This is a genomic window from Streptomyces sp. NPDC005963 (genome assembly GCF_040638655.1).
Taxonomy (GTDB): Bacteria; Actinomycetota; Actinomycetes; order Streptomycetales; family Streptomycetaceae; genus Streptomyces.
In genome coordinates this window covers 11,516-28,808 of sequence record NZ_JBEXVD010000015.1, presented here as the reverse complement: position 1 = coordinate 28,808, position 17,293 = coordinate 11,516, and the positions used below count along the sequence as shown (strand labels likewise).

Genomic DNA, 17,293 nt, shown 5'->3' with positions numbered 1-17,293 from the left:
CCGGCTGCTCACCACTGCGGGGCCGCCCCGGCCGCCCGCAGCAAGGGCACCAGCCGTGAGCTCGCCGAGCCGAGCACAGTACCGTGGACGGGTGGACAACAGGCAAGTAATCGGATCGTGGCTCTCCGGGCCCCGCGCGGCGGCCGAACAGATGGGGGCCGACTTCGGGCACCGCGGTCAGCGGCTCGGCCTGCCGGAGTCGGGGCCCGGCGCCATCGCCCCGCTCGGGAGGCGCTTCGGCGCACTCTTCGTCGACTGGGGGCTCTGCCTGCTCATCGCCTACGGCCTCTTCGCCGCCGGCGACCAGCAGGCCGCCGGCAACTGGGCGCTCGGCATCTTCCTCGTGCTGAGCGTGCTCACCGTCGGCACGGTCGGCTCCACCCCCGGCAAACGACTCTTCAAGCTCCGCGTCATCTCCGTGGACGGAGGGCGGCTGAGCATCCCCCGTGTGGTCGTACGCAGTGTGCTGCTCGGCCTCGCCCTCCCGGCCCTCATCTGGGACCGCGACGGCCGGGGGCTCCACGACCGCCTCGCCCGCGCCGTCCAGGTGCGGATGTAGCTCCGGCGTCCCGAGGGCGCTGGCAGTTTCCGGGAACACAACGCGAAACACCTGCGGTCTCCGCATCGGGCAGCGGCATGTTGCTCAGCAGCCCGCCCGGGGCGCGCAGTCAGTCACTCGTCGGACATGCGGAAGGGGCGGTACGGACTCTCGTGTCCGGCCGCCCCTTCGTGGTGTGTACGAGGCGCCGCGCTAGCGCATCTTCGGGCCGCCCCGGGGCATCCGCATCCCCTTGGGCATCGGACCCTTCGGCAGCGGCATGTTGCTCATCAGGTCGCCCATGGCGCGCAGCCGGTCATTGGTCACCGTGACCTGCGGGCCGGTGAGGACGCGAGGCAGCTTCAGCATGGTCGTACGGACCTTCTTCAAGGGCACCTGGCCCTCGCCCGTACCCACCACGATGTCGTGCACCGGCACGTCCACCACGATGCGTGCCATCTTCTTCTTCTCAGCGGCCAGCAGGGACTTCAGCCGGTTCGGGTTGCCCTCGGCCACCAGCACGATGCCCGACCTGCCGACGGCCCTGTGCACCACGTCCTGGCTGCGGTTCATCGCCACGGCCGGTGTGGTTGTCCAGCCCCGGCCGATGTTCTGGAGCACCGCGGCAGCCGCGCCCGGCTGGCCCTCCATCTGACCGAACGCCGCCCGCTCGGCCCGGCGCCCGAAAACGATCGCCATCGCGATGAAAGCGATCAGGAAGCCGAGGATCCCGAGATAGATCGGGTAGTCGATCCAGAATCCGATCGCGAGGAAGACACCGAAGGTGACGATTCCCACAGCCGCGAGGACGAGACCGACCTTGGAGTCGGCCTTCCTGGTCATCTTGTAGGTCAGAGCGATCTGCTTCAGTCGCCCCGGGTTCGCAGCAGCGTCAGTGCTGTCGGATTTTGCCTTCCTCGCCATAACGGGAAGTTTACGTGGCCTGGGAAGCGCGACCAGCCACGGCCTCCAGTACGTGTTGGGTCTCGACACGGTCCTTGGCCCGACGACGGTCCTCCAGGACCGATGTCCAGGCATTTCGACGCGCCGTGCGATGCCCGCGACCCAGGAGCAGCGACTCCACGGTGCGCAGCGCGTCGGTGACGGACGGAAGGGCTGTAGCGCGTACGGGACGTACCGGCGCGGCCTGCATGATGCGGTCCCCTCGGAATGAACGGGCAGGAAGGTGCGGGGGGTGTGGTGCTGGAAAACCAGGGTTACCGATTGGTGTTACCAGTGGGTGACCGACCGGTCAAACACTGATGAAACCTCTACGTGTCTGCCCTAAAGCCCCGGAAAACGCCGAAGCGGCCCCCGTACCGCCCCCACCTGCGGGGAACGCGCGGACCGCTGTCGACCTGGCAGTACTTGCCGGTAGCTGCTTGTGCCTGAATTCACAGGAGCTGGGGCGCCATCTGCCGACCCCCCACCTACACCGCCGCTCGACTCCGCCGTGCGGTTGGTTGGTCGCGCTGCGTCTCGCCTTGGTTTCGGCGGCGGGCCGGCCTCGTTCCTCGGCCGACCCCCCACCTACACCGCCGCTCGACTCCGCCGTGCGGTTGGTTGGTCGCGCTGCGTCTCGCCTTGGTTTCGGCGGCGGGCCGGCCTCGTTCCTCGGCCGACCCCCCACCTACACCGCCGCTCGACTCCGCCGCTCCATGGCCTGGGCGAAGAGCCTGCCCGCCCGGTACGACGAGCGCACCAGCGGACCCGACATCACGCCCGAGAAGCCGATCTCCTCGGCCTCGTCCTTCAGCTCCACGAACTCGTGCGGCTTCACCCAGCGCTCCACCGGGTGGTGGCGCACCGAAGGCCGCAGGTACTGCGTGATCGTTATCAGCTCGCAGCCGGCCGCGTGCAGCTGGCGCAGCGCCTCGCTGACCTCGGCACGCTCCTCGCCCATGCCCAGGATCAGGTTGGACTTGGTCACCAAGCCCGCCTCACGGGCACGTGTGATGACGTCGAGCGAGCGCTCGTAACGGAAACCGGGACGGATGCGCTTGAAGATCCGCGGCACGGTCTCGACGTTGTGGGCGAGCACCTCGGGGCGGGAGGAGAAGACCTCGGCCAATTGCTCGGGGACCGCGTTGAAGTCGGGAATCAGCAGCTCGACCTTGGTCTGGCCGCTCTCGCGCTCCGCCGTCATCGCATGGATCTGGCGCACGGTCTCGGCGTACAGCCAAGCTCCGCCGTCCTCCAGGTCGTCGCGGGCGACACCGGTGATCGTCGCGTAGTTCAAGTCCATCGTGACGACGGACTCACCCACGCGTCGCGGCTCGTCGCGGTCGAGCGCCTGCGGCTTGCCCGTGTCGATCTGACAGAAGTCGCAACGTCGGGTGCACTGGTCGCCACCGATGAGGAAAGTCGCCTCACGGTCCTCCCAGCACTCATAGATATTGGGACAGCCGGCCTCCTGGCACACCGTGTGCAGACCCTCGCTTTTGACGAGCTGCTGCATCTTCGTGTACTCGGGACCCATCTTCGCCCGGGTCTTGATCCACTCGGGCTTGCGCTCGATGGGGGTCTGGCTGTTCCGGACCTCCAGGCGCAGCATCTTGCGTCCGTCGGGTGCGACAGCGGACACGTCGGCGCCCCTTTCTGCTATCGCGGCATGTGATTCTGCGGCGCACACCAGGGTACGCCCGTCATTCGTGTGGCCTACTTCCAGCCAACCCTGGGGCGGCGGGGTCCATTCCCCTTCCGTCAGGAATCCTCGGAGCTCACGCTTCGCTCCCGACCGTCCGTGGGAGCGGCTCGGCCGCCTCCAAAACCGCCCTCAGATGCCGCTCCACCACCGGAACCACTTCGGCGACGGTGATGTCCCGGCCGAGTTCCGTCGCGAGCGACGCGACCCCCGCGTCCCGGATGCCACACGGCACGATCCGGTCGAACCAGGTGTTGTCCGGATTCACATTGAGTGCGAAGCCGTGCATGGAGACGCCCTTGGCGATGCGGATGCCGATGGCGGCCAGCTTGCGGTCCTCGCGGCGCTGACCCGCGTTGGACGGGGCGTACTCGGGGCCGTTCAGCCGCGGGTCGAACTCGTCGTCGTGCAGGCGCGGGTCGAAGTCGAGCGACAGGCCGCCGATCGCCGGACGGTCCTCGACGGGATCGCCGAGCACCCACACGCCGCTCCGGCCCTCCACCCGACTGGTCGGGACGCCGAACTCCGCACAGGTGCGGATCAGCGCGTCCTCAAGCCGGCGCACATGGGCCACGACATCCACCGGCCTGGGCAGCTTCATGATCGGGTAGCCCACCAACTGGCCCGGTCCGTGCCAGGTGATCTTTCCGCCGCGATCGACGTCGATCACCGGAGTGCCGTCCAAGGGGCGTTCGCTGTCGAGCGTGCGGCGCCCCGCGGTGTAGACCGGGGGGTGCTCCAGCAGCAGACATGTGTCGGGGATCTGGTCGTCGAAGCGTTGGGCGTGCACCTCGCGCTGCTTCTGCCACGCCTCCTGGTACTCCACCGCCTCGGCGCCGAAGCCCAGCCGGACGAACCGCAGCTCACTCACGGCACTGCCTTTCCCTTGGACTCTCCGTTGAAGCGCATGGACTGCATGGACTGTATGGACCACACGGACCGCATCGCCGGCACTGCCTGCGTGGTTTGCGTCACCTGCATCTCCAGCACTTCCTACGCCTCAGCCACTGTACGGCGGCCCATCGGGGCCCGACGGGGGCGGTACGACCGTCAGCGTCACCTTGAATCCTCACACGATCGAATGAATTTGGGGCGAAGGCGGCGGTACTCACGGTAAGGGCCGCTACATTCACGCCGTTCCATGAGGGCTGGACCGGCCCGGAAGGCAGGAGACCGCACAGCTGATGACGGAACGACCCTCGCAGCGCATCCCCAATCGCCAGCTTGCCGCACTCATCGCAGAAGCCGGATTCTCCAATGCGGGACTCGCCCGCCGAGTGGATCAGTTAGGTCTTGAGCACGGCCTCGACCTCCGCTACGACAAGACGTCCGTCACCCGATGGCTCCGCGGCCAGCAGCCGCGCGGCACCACCCCCGCTCTCATCGCCGAGGTCTTCACCCGGCGGCTCGGCAGGCGACTGTCCGCCCAGGACCTCGGGCTCGACGCCTGCGCACCCGTCTACGCGGGACTTGAGTTCGCGGCCACCCCCGAAGAGGCCGTGGACATCGTCAGCGGGCTGTGGCGCAAGGACTCGGGCAGCCACGGCGAACTGCGCAAGATCGCTTTCACTCCGGCCGGGCTCGTGGTGCCGAGCCGGGACTGGCTCATCGGGCGGCCGGACGAACGGGTCGGGCGACCCGACAGCGGGCCCATCGGCTCGCGGGTGCCGCATCAGGCGGGCCCCGGCACCCTCCCCCGACAGCGCCCCTTCGACCGCACCGACCGCGGCCCGGGACAGCGGGTCTCCAGCGGCGACATCGCGGCACTGCGCTCGGTGGGGGAGCTGTTCCGCACCCTCGACCACGCCTACGGCGGCGGGCACGCCCGACAGGCCCTGGTGCGCTACCTGGAGCACGAGGCCGAGCCGATGCTCCGCGGCAGCTACGGCGAGGCGACCGGCCGCAGGCTCTTCGGCGCAGTGGCCGATCTCACTCGGCTCGCCGGCTGGACGTCGTACGACATCGCCGCCCACGGCCTCGCCCAGCGGTACTTCGTCCAGGCCCTGCGCCTCGCCCAGGCAGCAGGGGACCGGGCGTACGGCGCCTATGTGCTGGTGGCCATGAGTCGGCAGGCGATCTACCTCGGCCACGGGCGCGAGGCCGTCCAGCTCACGCGAGTAGCCCAGCAGGGAGTGGGCCATGCGGCGCCGCCCGCAGTCCAGGCGCTACTGCATGCCGTGGAGGCGCGCGGTCACGGCGTGCTCGGCGACGGGCGGGCCTGTGCCGCCTCGCTCGTCCGGGCCGAGAGGGCGTTGGAAGCGGCGCGGTCGGGGGACGAGGTGCCGCACTGGGCGCGGTTCTTCGACGAGGCGCAGTTGGCCGATGAGTTCGGGCACTGTCACCGCGACCTCCAGCAGTACCGGCAGGCCGTGCAGCACGCGGAGCGCTCCCTGCAACTGCGTCCGCCGGGCCTGGCCCGCAGCCGGCTGTTCTGCCGGGTCGTGCTGGCGTCCGCCCGGCTGGGGCTCGGCGAACTGGACCAGGCCTGTGCGCTGGGTGCGGAGGCGGCCCAGCAGGCGTCGGAGATGAGGTCCGCGCGGGCGACGGAGTACGTGCGGGACTTCGAGCGGCGGTTGGAGCCCTACCGGGACGCCGCGGCGGTACGGAACTACCGCGACCGGGTGGCCGCCTACGGATGAAGGGCCCGTCCGTTGCCGACGGGGCGACACCGGACGTGAACCACGGCCGGCGGCCCCTCCCGTACGCCCGAACCCGGGAGTACGGGAGGGGCCGTCGCGCTGTCAGGCGGCGGCCGGCAGGGGTGGCGTTCCCGGACGGCGTACGGCGAAGTCCTGGACGATCGCGTCCGTCACCCGCCGCGCCGAGTGCATCGCCCCCCGGACCGTGCTGGTGGTGCGGTGGTCGCCGCAGACGTACAACCCCGCCAGCACCCGTACCGGCCGATGGAGGTCGTGTGGAGGGGCCATCGCGGGCACCGCATCCCGGGTGTGGTGCACGGCGAGCGTCTCCCAGCCGTCGGTGGGGACGCCGTAGAGGCGGCTCAGCTGCGCCCGTGCGCGCGCTTCCAGCTGCGGCGGGGGCGGCCCCAGTACGGTCGAGGTGATCAGCGTGCGTCCCTCGGGGGCACGAGAGGGGTCGACCTGGCTCATCACCGCCGTATGGGCGATCGGCCCGAGCCGTTCTGCGTCGAGGACCAGGGACGCACCCGTCGGTGGCGGCGAGGGTGCCGTGTGGTGCACCACCGTCACGGGGTGGAACGGGGGGACCCGCAGCCCCGGCAGCAGTTCGGCCGCCTCCCGTGCACCGGTGGCCACCACGAGGGCACGACAGGTGAGTTCGCCGTACTCCTCCGTGCTGACCCGGTTGATGGACGCCTCCTTGACCCGTACGCCCGTCAGGACCGTGCCCGGGGGCAGCGTCGCCGCAAGGTGCTCCGGCAGGGTCACCGCGCCGCCGGCGGGGACGGCGAGCCGGCCGCGGGCGAAGTCCCGCAGCACCAGATCGGCACTTCGGCTCGATGTGGTCAGCTCCGGATCGCAGAGCAGGGCCGACAGCAAGGGCCGGAGGAATCCATCGAGGGTACGGGTCGGAAGCCCGCGGCTCGACAGCGAGGCGAGGGCGGTCCGCTCCGGCCGGGCGGCCAGCCGTGCGGTCGAGGTGCCGGCGAGTCTGGTCAGCCAGGCGGCGAGCCGCGCTTCGTCCAAGGGCCTGGGGGCGCTCGCGAGGGCTCTCGCCACCGTCAGAGCGCCCCGTGCGCTCCCCGGTTGACCTGGTCTGCGGACGGTCTCGCCCATGCGGTGGAGCCGCCCCGCAGCATGGACCAACACCCCGGGGGCGAAGGGCCGTAGCTCCACGTCCACCGTGCTGATGTCGTCCGGCAGCCCCGGGTGCGAAGTGCTGACGAACGGTCCGACGCGGTCGAGGCGGTAGCCGTCGACCTCTTCCGTGGCCATGCGTCCCCCCGGCCGCGGCGCGGCTTCGAGAACACTGACACTGAGTCCTGCGCTGATCAGCCGATGGGCGGCCGAGAGTCCAGCGACCCCGGCTCCGACGATGATGACGTCCGCATGGTCCTTGTGGTGAGCGGTGCTGATGAGCACGTGCCCCTCCCCGAGGTCGCACGGCCGGCGGGAGGATCTCGCCCCCACCAAGCCCCTGGAATACCCGAGTTCAGTACGAGGGTAGGCAGGGCCCCCGGCCAGCGGTGCGCGCGTGTGGCGGGGCACCGGAGCGCAGGGGGCGCACGCGCCCGGCGCGGGACCCGTCTCAACCGCCCCCGGCCCGGCGCCGCCCCGGTTCAGGAGTCGTCCGACGTACCCTCCCCGTTCCGCCGATCGCGTACCGCCCGCCACACCAGCCCCAACCCCAGGGCAGCTGCCCCGAACTGGAGCACCGCAGCACCCAGTTCGGCCATCACCTTCACCATCTCCACCTGATCCACTTCCCCTTCCGTCGTGATTCGTCCCGTCCTCTCGCACATCGACGTTCGCGGGGCCGTCAATCTTGCGCCAGAAGCAACAAAAGATCTTCCCGTCGTCCGGGAAGATTGGTCGACTGGCAGCGCTGGAAGGGGAGTTGTTGCGGGGGATGCAAGAAGCACGCCGAGGACGGCCGCTCAAGAAGCTGGACCCGGAGCTCAAGCCGGAGATCGCCGCCTGGGCGATCAGACTGCGCGAGTTCTACACGATCCTGAACATGACACTGGTCGAGCTGGAACAGCACCTGGGCGTGACACCGGCGACCCTGTCGCGCTACCTGAACGGCGAACGGCTCCCCGAAATCACCTTCCTGGCCCGCCTGGACGCCGCAGTGGAGAGCAAGACCGGCCGGGCGCTGCGGCCGGAGGTCGTCTGTTCCGTACGGGAGCAGTACTACGCGGCCTGCGCGGTGCGGGAACCGCAGCGACACCAGGTGTACGTACTCCAGGACGCGCTCAAGGAGGCCGAGGGCAGGGCCGCGGAAGCCGAGCGGACCGTGTGGGAACTGCGCACCGAGCTCCAGGTCGAGAAGAAGCTCAGGGGTGCGGCGGAGACGAGCCTGCGGGCGCTGAGGGAGCGCACCGACCGGGCCGCCGAGATCGGGGCCGTGCGCAGGGAGCTCAAAGAAGCAGCCGCCGAGCGCGACCGGCTCGGCGCACTCGTCCAGCTCCATCTGGAGGAGTTGGCGCACGCACTCAAGTCACAGCAGCTCATCGAAGACGCGCGGGTTCGAACGGAGTTCGCGTTACGGAAGGCCGAACTCGAACTGGAGGCGGAGTTGGAGCGGCGCTGGGCAGCGGTACAGGCGGAACGGACCGATCGAACCCCCTCGGCACCCGGACCGGCGCACGGCTGGTGGCGTCGGTTCAGGCCCAAGCCGGGGGGCGACCCGCAGGAGGAGCGGAGGGCACAGGGGCGAGGGCGGCCGGCCCCCGCGGAGCCCCCCGTGCTGGAGCCCGACCCGCCCGACGCGCGGGAACTCATGAACGACCTGTTCGTCAACCTCTCCCGCCGCAATCAGCTGCTGATCAAACGCCAGCTCTCCCTGATCTCCACGCTGGAGTCGAGGGAAGCCGACCCGGACCAGTTGTCGTCGCTGTTCACACTGGACCACCTGGCCACCCGGATCCGTCGCAACGGCGAGAACCTCCTCGTCCTCGCAGGCGCGGAGGCGGGCCGCGAGATGGTCGGCCCGGTGCCCCTGGTGGACGTGCTCAGGGACGCGGCGTCCGCGGTCGAGGAGTACGAGCGCATCGAATTGGAATCGGTGCCCACGGCAGAGGTGACGGGCCGGGCCGTCAACGACCTCGTGCACCTCTTCGGCGAACTGCTGGAGAACGCCACCTCGTTCTCGTCCCCGCAACACCGGGTCCGGGTCACCGGTCACGATCTGCCCGACGGACGGCTCCTGGTCCAGATCCAGGACAAGGGGGTCGGGATCGCCCTCGCGGACCTCGCCCAGATCAACGAACGGCTGGCCGCGCCCCCGACGGTGGACGTCTCGGTCTCCCGCCGCCTCGGCCTCCTGGTGGTCGGCCGGCTCTCCGTGCGCCACGGTACGAGCGTTCGGCTGCGCCCATCCGAAACCGGTGGGACGACCGCACTCGTCATGCTGCCCGGGCATGCGCTGGAGGGCCGCGACGGGTTCGCGAACACCCCGCCGCCCTTCGCACCGGGCCAGTGACCCCGTGCACACCCTTCGGACACTCCCTAGCGCAGCGCCGCCCCGATGGCCGCGTCGATCCCCGGGAAGGCGAAGGAGAACCCCGAGTCCAACAACTTCGCCGGCACGGCACGCTGACTGCCGAGCACATCGCCCGCCATGTCCCCGAGGGCGGCCTTCAGCGCCACCGCGGGCACCGCGAACAGGGTCGGTCGGTGCAGTACGCGCCCCATGGCCGCAGTGATCTCCCGATTGGTCAGCGGGTCCGGGGCCGTGCAGTTCACCGGCCCCGACAGCGACTCCGTGTCCAGGATGTGGCGCAGCGCCGCCACTTCGTCGTGCAGGGAGATGAAGCTCCAGTACTGGCGTCCGTCGCCGAGCCGGCCGCCGAGCCCGGCTTTGAACAGCGGGAACATCCGTCCCCAGGCGCCGCCCTCCCGGGCGACCACCAGGCCCGTGCGGGCGAACGCCGTCCGCACCCCTGCCTCCTCGGCCGGGGCCGTGGCCTCCTCCCACTCCACGCACACCTCGGGCAGGAATCCCCCACCGGGCGGGGCCTTCTCGTCCACCGCCCGGTCGCCCGTGTCGCCGTAGTAGCCGACCGCACTGCCGTTGAGCAGGACCCGCGGCGGTCTGTCCAGGGAGGCGACCGCCTCGGCCAGTGCCGCCGTGCCCAGCACCCGGCTGTCCCTGATCTCCTTGCGGTAGGCGTCGGTCCATCGGTGGTCGCCGATGCCCGCGCCCGCCAGGTTCACCACGGCCTCGCACCCCACGAGGCCGGCCACGTCCACGTACTGGCGTTTGGGTTGCCACTCCACCTCGTCCCCGGAGCGGGAGGGGCGGCGCACCACGCGCACCACCTCGTGCCCGTCCGCGCGCAGTGAGCGCACCAGGGCGCCGCCGATGAGTCCGGATGAGCCGGTGACCGCGATCCGCATGAGCCCATCCTGCCCTCCGAAACCCCCATGACACAGTTGCCGTCATGCCCGAGTCGCACATACGCCCCGCCCTGCTCGCCGATGACGCCCTGCTCACCGCCCTCGACGTGGAGACCTGGTCGACCCTGCACGCGGTGACCCCACGCCCCCTGCCCCCGTACGACGCCTTCTTCGACTCGAACCACCGCCCGCAGGACTACCTCGTGGCGGAAGAGGCGGCGAAGCCGGCCGAAGGGGTCGGTGCCGGGGAAATCGAAGGTGTGCCGCCGTCGGCCGGTGGTGCCGGCGGTCCGGTGATCGGCTACATCCGACTCGTTCCGCCGACCTCGCTCGCGTCCAACCAGCACGTGCGGCAGATCCAGGGGCTCGCCGTCGCTCCGAGGGCCCGGGGGCGTGGCGTGGCGCGTGCGCTGTTGCGGGCGGCCTGTCGGGAGGCGAGAAGCCAGGGCGCTGTGCGGATCACCCTGCGGGTGCTGGGGCACAACACGCCCGCCCGCGCGCTCTACGAGTCCGAGGGGTTCGCGGTGGAGGGGGTGCTGCCCGAGGAGTTCTTCCTCGGCGGGCGGTACGTCGACGACGTGATCATGGGCCGGAGCCTGCGCTAGCCGAGCGCCCCGCCCGCAGCCGCTCAGTCCGTGCCGAAACGCTCCCACAAGCGGGGGAAGCGGCGGGCCAGCCCGGCATCGTCGTCGAAGTCGAACGGGCTACCCAGCGGCTCCGCCGGCTGTGGCGGAATCCCCAGGTCCGGTGCGACGACGCCGGTCAGCTGTTCGTACGCTTCGTCCGCCGCGTACCCCAGCTCCTCGCCATCCCCGTCGATGTCGTCGTCGAAGTCTTCGAGGAGTTCGGCCAGCGCGTCCGGCTCGTGCACCCCGCCCTCGAAGATCTCCCTGCCCTGTCCGATCAACCAGCAGCGGAAGTAGTCGAAGGCGTCGTCGCTGGCTCCGCCGAGCAGTACGGCTGCCGCTCCCCACAGGTCCCAGGTGTAGGCACGGTTGTAGCGGGCCTCGAAATGACGGGCGAAGTCCAGCACAGAGTCGGGGTCGAGCTGCATCAGCCGTTCCACCAGCAGGTCGGCATGGTCTTCGGGGTCGCCCTCGGCGGCCTCGCGGGTGCTGTCGACGATCTCCCAGAACTCCGTCTCGTCCATCACGGGTCCAGCATCGTGGTTGGCGGGGGGCGGCGCACGCCGAGCCACCGAAGTGATGAGGATTTCGAAGGGTTGTTTCGAGGGAGGGCTGTGCTCCGGAGGGCGTGTTCTTGCGAAGAAGCCTTTCGGGGGAGCCTTTCGAAGGAGATTGACCGCCCGTTGTTCAAGCGGGCGCAATCGGCGACAGGAGATGTCCGGTATTCGTGCGACGGTCGTCCTCATGACCACCAAGAACACAGCAGCGGACGCACCCCCGCTCGCCGGGCGGATCGCTCTCGTCGCCGGGGCCACCCGGGGTGCGGGACGGGCCATCGCCGTACAGCTCGGACAGCAGGGCGCGACCGTCTACGTCACCGGTCGCACGACCCGCGAACGGGTCAGCGAGATGGGCCGACCGACGGAAACCATCGAGGAGACGGCCGAACTGGTGTCCGCCGCGGGCGGCACGGGAATCGCCGTGCCCACCGATCATCTCCAGGTCGCGCAGGTCAGGGACCTCGTCACCAGGATCGAACGCGAGCAGGGCCGGCTCGACATCCTCGTCAACGACATCTGGGGCGGCAATGCGCTCCTCGACTTCGACACCCGGATGTGGGACATCGACCTCGACCGTGGACTGCGGATGATCGACCTCGGGGTACGCAGCCACATCATCACCAGTAGCGTGGCGCTGCCCCTGTTGGTCCGCAGGCCGGGCGGGCTCGTCATCGAGGTCACCGACGGGACCTCCCGGACCAACGAGGGCTTCCGCGAGAACTTCTACTACGACCTGGCCAAGAACACGCCCATCCGCATGGCCTTTGTCCTCGGTGAAGAACTGAAGGCCGTGGGCGGTACGGCCGTGGCCGTCACCCCGGGGTTCATCCGCTCCGAGGAGATGCTGGACACCTTCGGCCTCACCGAGGAGAACTGGCGCGAGGGCACCGAGGCACAGCCGCACTGGTCGCTCTCCGAATCCCCCCTCTACCTCGGCCGCGGAGTCGCCGCGCTGGCCGCGGACCCCGAGCGTGCCCGTTGGAACGGACAGTCGGTGGACAGCGGGCGGCTCGCCCAGGAGTACGACCTCACGGACACCGATGGCAGCAGGCCGGATGTCTGGGGCTTCATCCTCGCCGAGCGCGCCGGCGAGTCGCCGGACCCGGTGGACTACCGGTAGCCGTCAGCGTTGTCGAGGGGGCCACGGGAGGGCCGCCGAGTCCGTATCCCTGAGACCGGTCGTGGACACCCCTCAGGAGCGGTCGTAGAGATCGGCCGTTCGACGCGCCGCCGTCGCGAACCTCTCGCGCAACTCCACCGGCTCCAACACCTCCATGTCCGGCCCCAGCGCGAACAACTGCGCGTACGCCACATCGGGGGACTCCACCGGCAGTCTGACGGTCGTCCACCCCTCCCGATCGGCGGGGGCCGACACGGCCAGGGCCTCCCGGGCGGCGGCGCGATCCGTGACGTAGGGCAATCGGTGAACGCCCTGCTCGGTGAGGCGCACCACGATCTCCGTCCGCAGGATGGAGCGGGCGAACTGCGTCGCCCGCTCCGCCCAGAACTCCGGCAGGTCGAATGCTTCGTCGCGGACGAAGACCCCGCTGTCCGGCGGCTCGTCGACGGACTCGAAGCGATCGATCCGATACACCCGAAAGGAACCCGCCACCCGCGCACAGAGGTACCAGACCCCCGCCTTGAGCACGAGACCGTACGGTTCCAACTCCCGCCGCACCTCGACGCCCTTGCGGTTGCGGTACACCACCGCGACCGGGCGGTCGTCCCACACCGCCTCGGCGACCGTGGGCAGCAGGGGCGGGGTCTTCGGCTCCTGGTACCAGCCGGGGGCATCGAGGTGGAAGCGCTGTGCGGCACTCCGTGAGGCGTCGCTGAGCGAGGGCAGCAGGGCCGCGGACACCTTCAGCCGCGCCGCTGAGGCCGCGTCCGCAAGCCCCATCTCCCGCAGCGCCCCCGGCAGCCCCGACAGGAACAGTGCCTCGGCCTCGCTGCGGCCCAAGCCGGTCAATCCGGTGCGGTAGCCGCCGACCAGTCGGTACCCGCCGGCCCGACCGCGATCCGCGTACACCGGGACACCCGCCTCCGACAGGGCCAGGGCATCCCGGGTCACCGTCCGCTCCGACACCTCCAACTCACGGGCCAGTTCGGCACCCGTCATGGACGGCCGGGACTGGAGGAGCAGCACCATCTTGATCAGCCGAGCAGCGCGCATGGCCCCATCATCGCCCGGGCCCACACGGACTACGCCAACGGCTCCTGGAGCTCGGTGACCCACTGGTCCGGGTCGGGCGGGCACTCCAGGCTGACCTCGCGCGCATAGCCGGCCGACCGGTGGCCGCCCGCGTCGATCCAGCGGGCGAGCGTCTGTGCCGACGGCATCACCGACTGCATCGGGCCGCGGTGCACGAGCGTCGCCGCCCGTTCGACCGCGGGCAGTTCGACGATCTCGAAGTCCGACCCGGGCCGGGGGGACGCCGAGACCGTCACGCCGGCGTGGACCACGATCGAGCCGTCGCCCTGGGGCCCGTCCTCGTAGTGGGCGATGCCCGGACCGGTCGGCGTGACGTCCGACGCCTCCAGCCGTCGGAACAGCTCCGTGTAGAGGGGGCCGATGACCGGGCCGATGTGCTCCGGTGCATAGCTCTTGGCCACCGCCGTCAGCTCGGCGACCCGGACGGCCGGAAGGGACTTGATGACGACGTCGTCGGTGGGCATGTGCCCCTCGCTCTCGATCGTTCGGAGCCTCGCCTCGACCTGACCCAGCGTCGCCGCAGCCGCGGTCATCGCCGCCTCCAGCTCTGCCCGCCGCAGGACGAGCATCCCGCGCAACTCCTCCGTACTCACCTTCTCCTCCAGGATCCGCCCCACCTGGTCCAGGGTGAAACCGAGGTCCTTGAGGGCGACGATCCGGTTGAGTCGGGCGAGCTGGGCCGCCGCGTAGTGGCGGTAGCCCGTGAACGGGTCGGTGCGCTCCGGGCGCAGCAGCCCGATCGCGTCGTAGTGGCGCAGCATCCGGGCCGATACCCGGCCGTGCCTGGCGAAGTCTCCGATGGTGAACATGACTCCCTCAGTGCACGGGTTCACACGGTGTCAAGGTCAAGGGGCGCCCCCTCGGGAGACCACGGTCTCCGGGGACGCCCCTCAATTTTTACTCTCCGTGCCACATCCCCCGACGAATGGGGGCGTTAATCACAGGCCGTAGCGCTCGCGCGCCTCCTTGACCACGGAAGCCGGAATCTCACCGCGCCGCGCCAGCTGGGCCAGCGCCGCGACCGTCACCGACTGGGCGTCGACACCGAAGTGCCGTCGGGCCGCCGGCCGGGTGTCCGACAGACCGAAGCCGTCCGTGCCGAGCGAGGACCAGTCCTGCTCGACCCACTGGCTGATCTGGTCCGGCACCTGACGCATCCAGTCGCTGACCGCCAGCACCGGGCCCGGAGCACCGCTGAGCGCCTGCGTGACGTACGGGGTGCGCTGCTCGCCGCGGAGCAGGGCCGCATCGGCCTCCAGCGCGTCCCGACGCAGCTCGCCCCAGGAGGTAGCCGACCAGACGTCGGCCGTGACGCCCCACTCGGCCGCGAGCAGTTCCTGTGCCTCCAGGGCCCAGTGGATCGCCGTTCCCGAGCCGAGCAGCTGGAGCCGCGGCGAGTCGGGGGAGGCGGCCACGCCCTCCTTGAAGCGGTAGAGGCCGCGGATGATGCCCTCTGTCACGCCCTCGGGCATGGCGGGCTGCGGCTTGGGCTCGTTGTAGACGGTCAGGTAGTAGAAGACGTTGGGGTCCTCGCCGGGGAGGTTCTCCCCGTACATCCGGCGCAGACCCTCCTTGACGATCACCGCGATCTCGTACGCGAACGCAGGGTCGTAGTTGAGCGACGCCGGGTTGGTGGCCGCGATCAGGTGCGAATGGCCGTCGGCGTGCTGGAGGCCCTCGCCGGTCAGCGTCGTGCGGCCCGCGGTCGCACCGACGATGAAGCCCTTGCCGAGCTGGTCGGCGAGCTGCCACATCTGGTCACCGGTGCGCTGCCAGCCGAACATCGAGTAGAAGATGTAGAACGGGATCATCGGCTCGCCGTGCGTCGCGTACGACGTGGCGGCGGCGATGAAGTCCGCCATGGAACCGGCCTCGGTGATCCCCTCGTTGAGGATCTGGCCGTCCTTGGCCTCCCGGTAGTACATCAGCTGGTCGCGGTCGACCGGCTCGTACGTCTGGCCCAGCGGCGAGTAGATGCCGGCCGAGGGGAACAGCGACTCCATGCCGAAGGTGCGGGCCTCGTCGGGCACGATCGGCACCCAGCGGCGACCGGTCTCCTTGTCCCGCATCAGGTCCTTGACCAGCCGGACGAAGGCCATGGTGGTGGCCATCTCCTGCTTGCCGGAACCCTTCTCCAGGGTCGCGAACGCGCGCTCCTCGGGGGCCGGCAGGGCCACGGAGTGCACTCGGCGCGCAGGGGCCGGTCCGCCGAGTGCCGCACGGCGCTCGTGGAGGTAGCGCACCTCGGGGGCGTCCTCGCCGGGGTGGCCGTAGGGCACCAGACCGTCGTCGAAGGCACGGTCGGGGATCGGCAGTTCCAGCAGGTCCCGCATGCACTTGAACTCGTCCACCGTCAGCTTCTTCATCTGGTGGTTGGCGTTCTTCGACGCGAAGCCCTTGCCGAGGGTGTGGCCCTTGACGGTCTGCGCGAGGATCACGGTCGGCGCGCCCTTGTGGGAGAGCGCCGCCCGGTACGCGGCGTACACCTTGCGGGCCTCGTGGCCGCCGCGGGAGGTGTAGAAGCACTCCGCGATCTTGGCGTCCCCAATGACCCGCGCCAGCTCGCTCAGAGCGGGCTCGGTGCCGAAGAAGTGCTCACGGATGTACGCGACGTCGCGAGTGGCGTACGTCTGGAACTGGGCGTCCGGCACCTCGCGCAGCCGGCGCAGCAGGGCGCCCGTGGTGTCGAGCTGGAACAGCTCGTCCCAGGCGGAGCCCCAGAGGGACTTGACGACGTTCCAGCCGGCGCCACGGAACTGGGCCTCCAGCTCCTGCACGATCTTGAAGTTGGCGCGCACCGGTCCGTCGAGGCGCTGGAGGTTGCAGTTGATGACGAACGTCAGGTTGTCCAACTGCTCCCGGGCCGCGAGGGCGAGGGCCGCGGTCGACTCGGGCTCGTCCATCTCGCCGTCACCGAGGAAGGCCCACACATGGGAGGCGGAGGTGTCCTTGATCTTGCGATTGTGGAGATAACGGTTGAAACGCGCTTGATAGATGGCCGAGAGCGGCCCGAGACCCATGGAAACGGTGGGGAACTCCCACAGCCAGGGCAGTCGGCGCGGATGCGGGTACGAGGGCAGGCCCTCGCCACCGGCCTCCTGGCGGAATCTGTCCAGGTGCGCCTCGCTCAACCGGCCGTCGAGGAAGGCGCGGGCGTAGATGCCGGGGGAGGCGTGGCCCTGGACGTAGATCTGGTCGCCGCTGCCATCACGCTCCTTGCCCTGGAAGAAGTGGTTGAAGCCCGTCTCGTAGAGCCAGGCGGCAGAGGCGAACGTGGCTATGTGGCCGCCCACGCCGAGGCGGGAGCCCCGGGTGACCATCGCGGCTGCGTTCCAGCGGTTCCACGCGGTGATCCGTGCTTCCAACGCCTCGTCGCCGTCGAAGGCGGGCTCGGCGGCGGTCGGGATGGTGTTCACGTAGTCCGTCTCCAGCAACCGGGGCACCGGGATGCCGGCGGCCTCGGCGTGCTGGAGGGTGCGGCGCATCAGATACGCGGCGCGATGCGGGCCGGCATGCTGCGTAACGGCATCGAGGGAGGCCGCCCATTCGGCGGTCTCCTCACTGTCACGATCCGGGAGCTGGTCGAGCTCGCTCGGAAGCTTGCCTACGGGGTCGGTCATGATCGCCGCCTTCCGGACTGGGAGGTGGTGTAACAGGGGGTGATGGGGCTGCC

The 17,293-nt window shown here is 70.1% G+C and carries 16 protein-coding genes; 5 read left to right on the top strand and 11 right to left on the bottom strand.

Annotation, left to right across the window (positions count from 1 at the left end; all coding sequences use genetic code 11):
* Nucleotides 1-91 precede the first annotated feature (91 nt).
* Nucleotides 92-559 carry an RDD family protein gene (locus tag ABZ348_RS20455; protein ID WP_358934971.1) on the top strand — a complete coding sequence of 156 codons (468 nt, stop codon included), beginning with the start codon at nucleotides 92-94 and terminating at the stop codon, nucleotides 557-559.
* Nucleotides 560-751: 192 nt separating this feature from the next.
* Here the strand turns inward: ABZ348_RS20455 and ABZ348_RS20450 are convergent, their stop codons facing one another.
* The 4 genes from ABZ348_RS20450 to lipB form a co-directional block, all read right to left on the bottom strand.
* Complete coding sequence (locus tag ABZ348_RS20450) at nucleotides 752-1,462, bottom strand: DUF4191 domain-containing protein (protein WP_358934969.1); 711 nt, start codon at nucleotides 1,460-1,462, stop codon at nucleotides 752-754.
* Between the two features lie 10 nt (nucleotides 1,463-1,472).
* Nucleotides 1,473-1,691: a hypothetical protein gene (locus ABZ348_RS20445; protein ID WP_358934968.1), complete on the bottom strand. Its 219-nt coding sequence runs from the start codon at nucleotides 1,689-1,691 to the stop codon at nucleotides 1,473-1,475.
* Nucleotides 1,692-2,168: 477 nt separating this feature from the next.
* Nucleotides 2,169-3,122, bottom strand: a complete 954-nt coding sequence (lipA, locus tag ABZ348_RS20440) for a lipoyl synthase (RefSeq protein WP_358934966.1) — start codon at nucleotides 3,120-3,122, stop codon at nucleotides 2,169-2,171.
* A 136-nt stretch (nucleotides 3,123-3,258) separates the two neighbouring features.
* Nucleotides 3,259-4,053: a lipoyl(octanoyl) transferase LipB gene (lipB, locus tag ABZ348_RS20435; protein WP_358934964.1), complete on the bottom strand. Its 795-nt coding sequence runs from the start codon at nucleotides 4,051-4,053 to the stop codon at nucleotides 3,259-3,261.
* 313 nt (nucleotides 4,054-4,366) lie between these two features.
* Here lipB and ABZ348_RS20430 point away from each other — a divergent pair, with 313 nt between their 5' ends.
* A complete protein-coding gene (locus ABZ348_RS20430; protein ID WP_358934962.1) occupies nucleotides 4,367-5,821 on the top strand; it encodes a regulator in 1,455 nt (484 codons plus the stop codon).
* Between the two features lie 102 nt (nucleotides 5,822-5,923).
* Here the strand turns inward: ABZ348_RS20430 and ABZ348_RS20425 are convergent, their stop codons facing one another.
* Together ABZ348_RS20425 and ABZ348_RS20420 are read right to left on the bottom strand one after the other, a co-directional pair.
* Nucleotides 5,924-7,243, bottom strand: coding sequence for an NAD(P)/FAD-dependent oxidoreductase (locus ABZ348_RS20425; RefSeq protein WP_358934960.1), 1,320 nt, complete (start codon nucleotides 7,241-7,243; stop codon nucleotides 5,924-5,926).
* A gap of 197 nt (nucleotides 7,244-7,440) precedes the next feature.
* Nucleotides 7,441-7,584 (bottom strand): hypothetical protein, encoded by a 144-nt coding sequence (locus ABZ348_RS20420; protein WP_358934958.1) that lies wholly within the window; start codon nucleotides 7,582-7,584, stop codon nucleotides 7,441-7,443.
* A 62-nt stretch (nucleotides 7,585-7,646) separates the two neighbouring features.
* Here ABZ348_RS20420 and ABZ348_RS20415 point away from each other — a divergent pair, with 62 nt between their 5' ends.
* The gene (locus tag ABZ348_RS20415) at nucleotides 7,647-9,305 is read left to right on the top strand and encodes an ATP-binding protein (RefSeq protein ID WP_358934956.1); all 1,659 of its coding nucleotides are present in this window, start codon (nucleotides 7,647-7,649) and stop codon (nucleotides 9,303-9,305) included.
* A gap of 26 nt (nucleotides 9,306-9,331) precedes the next feature.
* On the opposite strand, the gene ABZ348_RS20410 is transcribed toward ABZ348_RS20415, so the two are convergent.
* Entirely contained in the window at nucleotides 9,332-10,222 is an 891-nt protein-coding gene (locus ABZ348_RS20410) for a TIGR01777 family oxidoreductase (RefSeq protein WP_358934955.1), read from the bottom strand.
* Between the two features lie 44 nt (nucleotides 10,223-10,266).
* Here ABZ348_RS20410 and ABZ348_RS20405 point away from each other — a divergent pair, with 44 nt between their 5' ends.
* Nucleotides 10,267-10,827, top strand: a complete 561-nt coding sequence (locus ABZ348_RS20405; protein ID WP_358934953.1) for a GNAT family N-acetyltransferase — start codon at nucleotides 10,267-10,269, stop codon at nucleotides 10,825-10,827.
* Between the two features lie 23 nt (nucleotides 10,828-10,850).
* Here ABZ348_RS20405 and ABZ348_RS20400 read toward each other — a convergent pair whose 3' ends face one another.
* Entirely contained in the window at nucleotides 10,851-11,372 is a 522-nt protein-coding gene (locus ABZ348_RS20400) for a DUF4240 domain-containing protein (protein ID WP_358935215.1), read from the bottom strand.
* 220 nt (nucleotides 11,373-11,592) lie between these two features.
* On the opposite strand from ABZ348_RS20400, the gene ABZ348_RS20395 reads away from it, so the two are divergent.
* A complete protein-coding gene (locus tag ABZ348_RS20395) occupies nucleotides 11,593-12,528 on the top strand; it encodes an SDR family oxidoreductase (protein ID WP_358934951.1) in 936 nt (311 codons plus the stop codon).
* A 72-nt stretch (nucleotides 12,529-12,600) separates the two neighbouring features.
* On the opposite strand, the gene ABZ348_RS20390 is transcribed toward ABZ348_RS20395, so the two are convergent.
* The 3 genes from ABZ348_RS20390 to aceE all read right to left on the bottom strand — a co-directional run bounded on the left by ABZ348_RS20390 (nucleotide 12,601) and on the right by aceE (nucleotide 17,240).
* Nucleotides 12,601-13,581, bottom strand: a complete 981-nt coding sequence (locus ABZ348_RS20390) for a YafY family protein (protein WP_358934949.1) — start codon at nucleotides 13,579-13,581, stop codon at nucleotides 12,601-12,603.
* A gap of 29 nt (nucleotides 13,582-13,610) precedes the next feature.
* Complete coding sequence (locus tag ABZ348_RS20385) at nucleotides 13,611-14,429, bottom strand: MerR family transcriptional regulator (RefSeq protein ID WP_358934947.1); 819 nt, start codon at nucleotides 14,427-14,429, stop codon at nucleotides 13,611-13,613.
* Between the two features lie 129 nt (nucleotides 14,430-14,558).
* Entirely contained in the window at nucleotides 14,559-17,240 is a 2,682-nt protein-coding gene (gene aceE, locus ABZ348_RS20380; protein ID WP_358934945.1) for a pyruvate dehydrogenase (acetyl-transferring), homodimeric type, read from the bottom strand.
* Between the last annotated feature and the right edge of the window lie 53 nt (nucleotides 17,241-17,293).

Bases quoted from the DNA above. Each gene is read 5' to 3' on its own strand.
- ABZ348_RS20385 (WP_358934947.1), bottom strand. From the start codon at position 14,429: ATGTTCACCATCGGAGACTTCGCCAGGCACGGCCGGGTATCGGCCCGG.
- ABZ348_RS20400 (WP_358935215.1), bottom strand. From the start codon at position 11,372: ATGGACGAGACGGAGTTCTGGGAGATCGTCGACAGCACCCGCGAGGCC.
- ABZ348_RS20390 (WP_358934949.1), bottom strand. From the start codon at position 13,581: ATGCGCGCTGCTCGGCTGATCAAGATGGTGCTGCTCCTCCAGTCCCGG.
- ABZ348_RS20445 (WP_358934968.1), bottom strand. From the start codon at position 1,691: ATGCAGGCCGCGCCGGTACGTCCCGTACGCGCTACAGCCCTTCCGTCC.
- aceE (WP_358934945.1), bottom strand. From the start codon at position 17,240: ATGACCGACCCCGTAGGCAAGCTTCCGAGCGAGCTCGACCAGCTCCCG.
- ABZ348_RS20430 (WP_358934962.1), top strand. From the start codon at position 4,367: ATGACGGAACGACCCTCGCAGCGCATCCCCAATCGCCAGCTTGCCGCA.
- ABZ348_RS20395 (WP_358934951.1), top strand. From the start codon at position 11,593: ATGACCACCAAGAACACAGCAGCGGACGCACCCCCGCTCGCCGGGCGG.
- ABZ348_RS20410 (WP_358934955.1), bottom strand. From the start codon at position 10,222: ATGCGGATCGCGGTCACCGGCTCATCCGGACTCATCGGCGGCGCCCTG.
- ABZ348_RS20450 (WP_358934969.1), bottom strand. From the start codon at position 1,462: ATGGCGAGGAAGGCAAAATCCGACAGCACTGACGCTGCTGCGAACCCG.
- ABZ348_RS20405 (WP_358934953.1), top strand. From the start codon at position 10,267: ATGCCCGAGTCGCACATACGCCCCGCCCTGCTCGCCGATGACGCCCTG.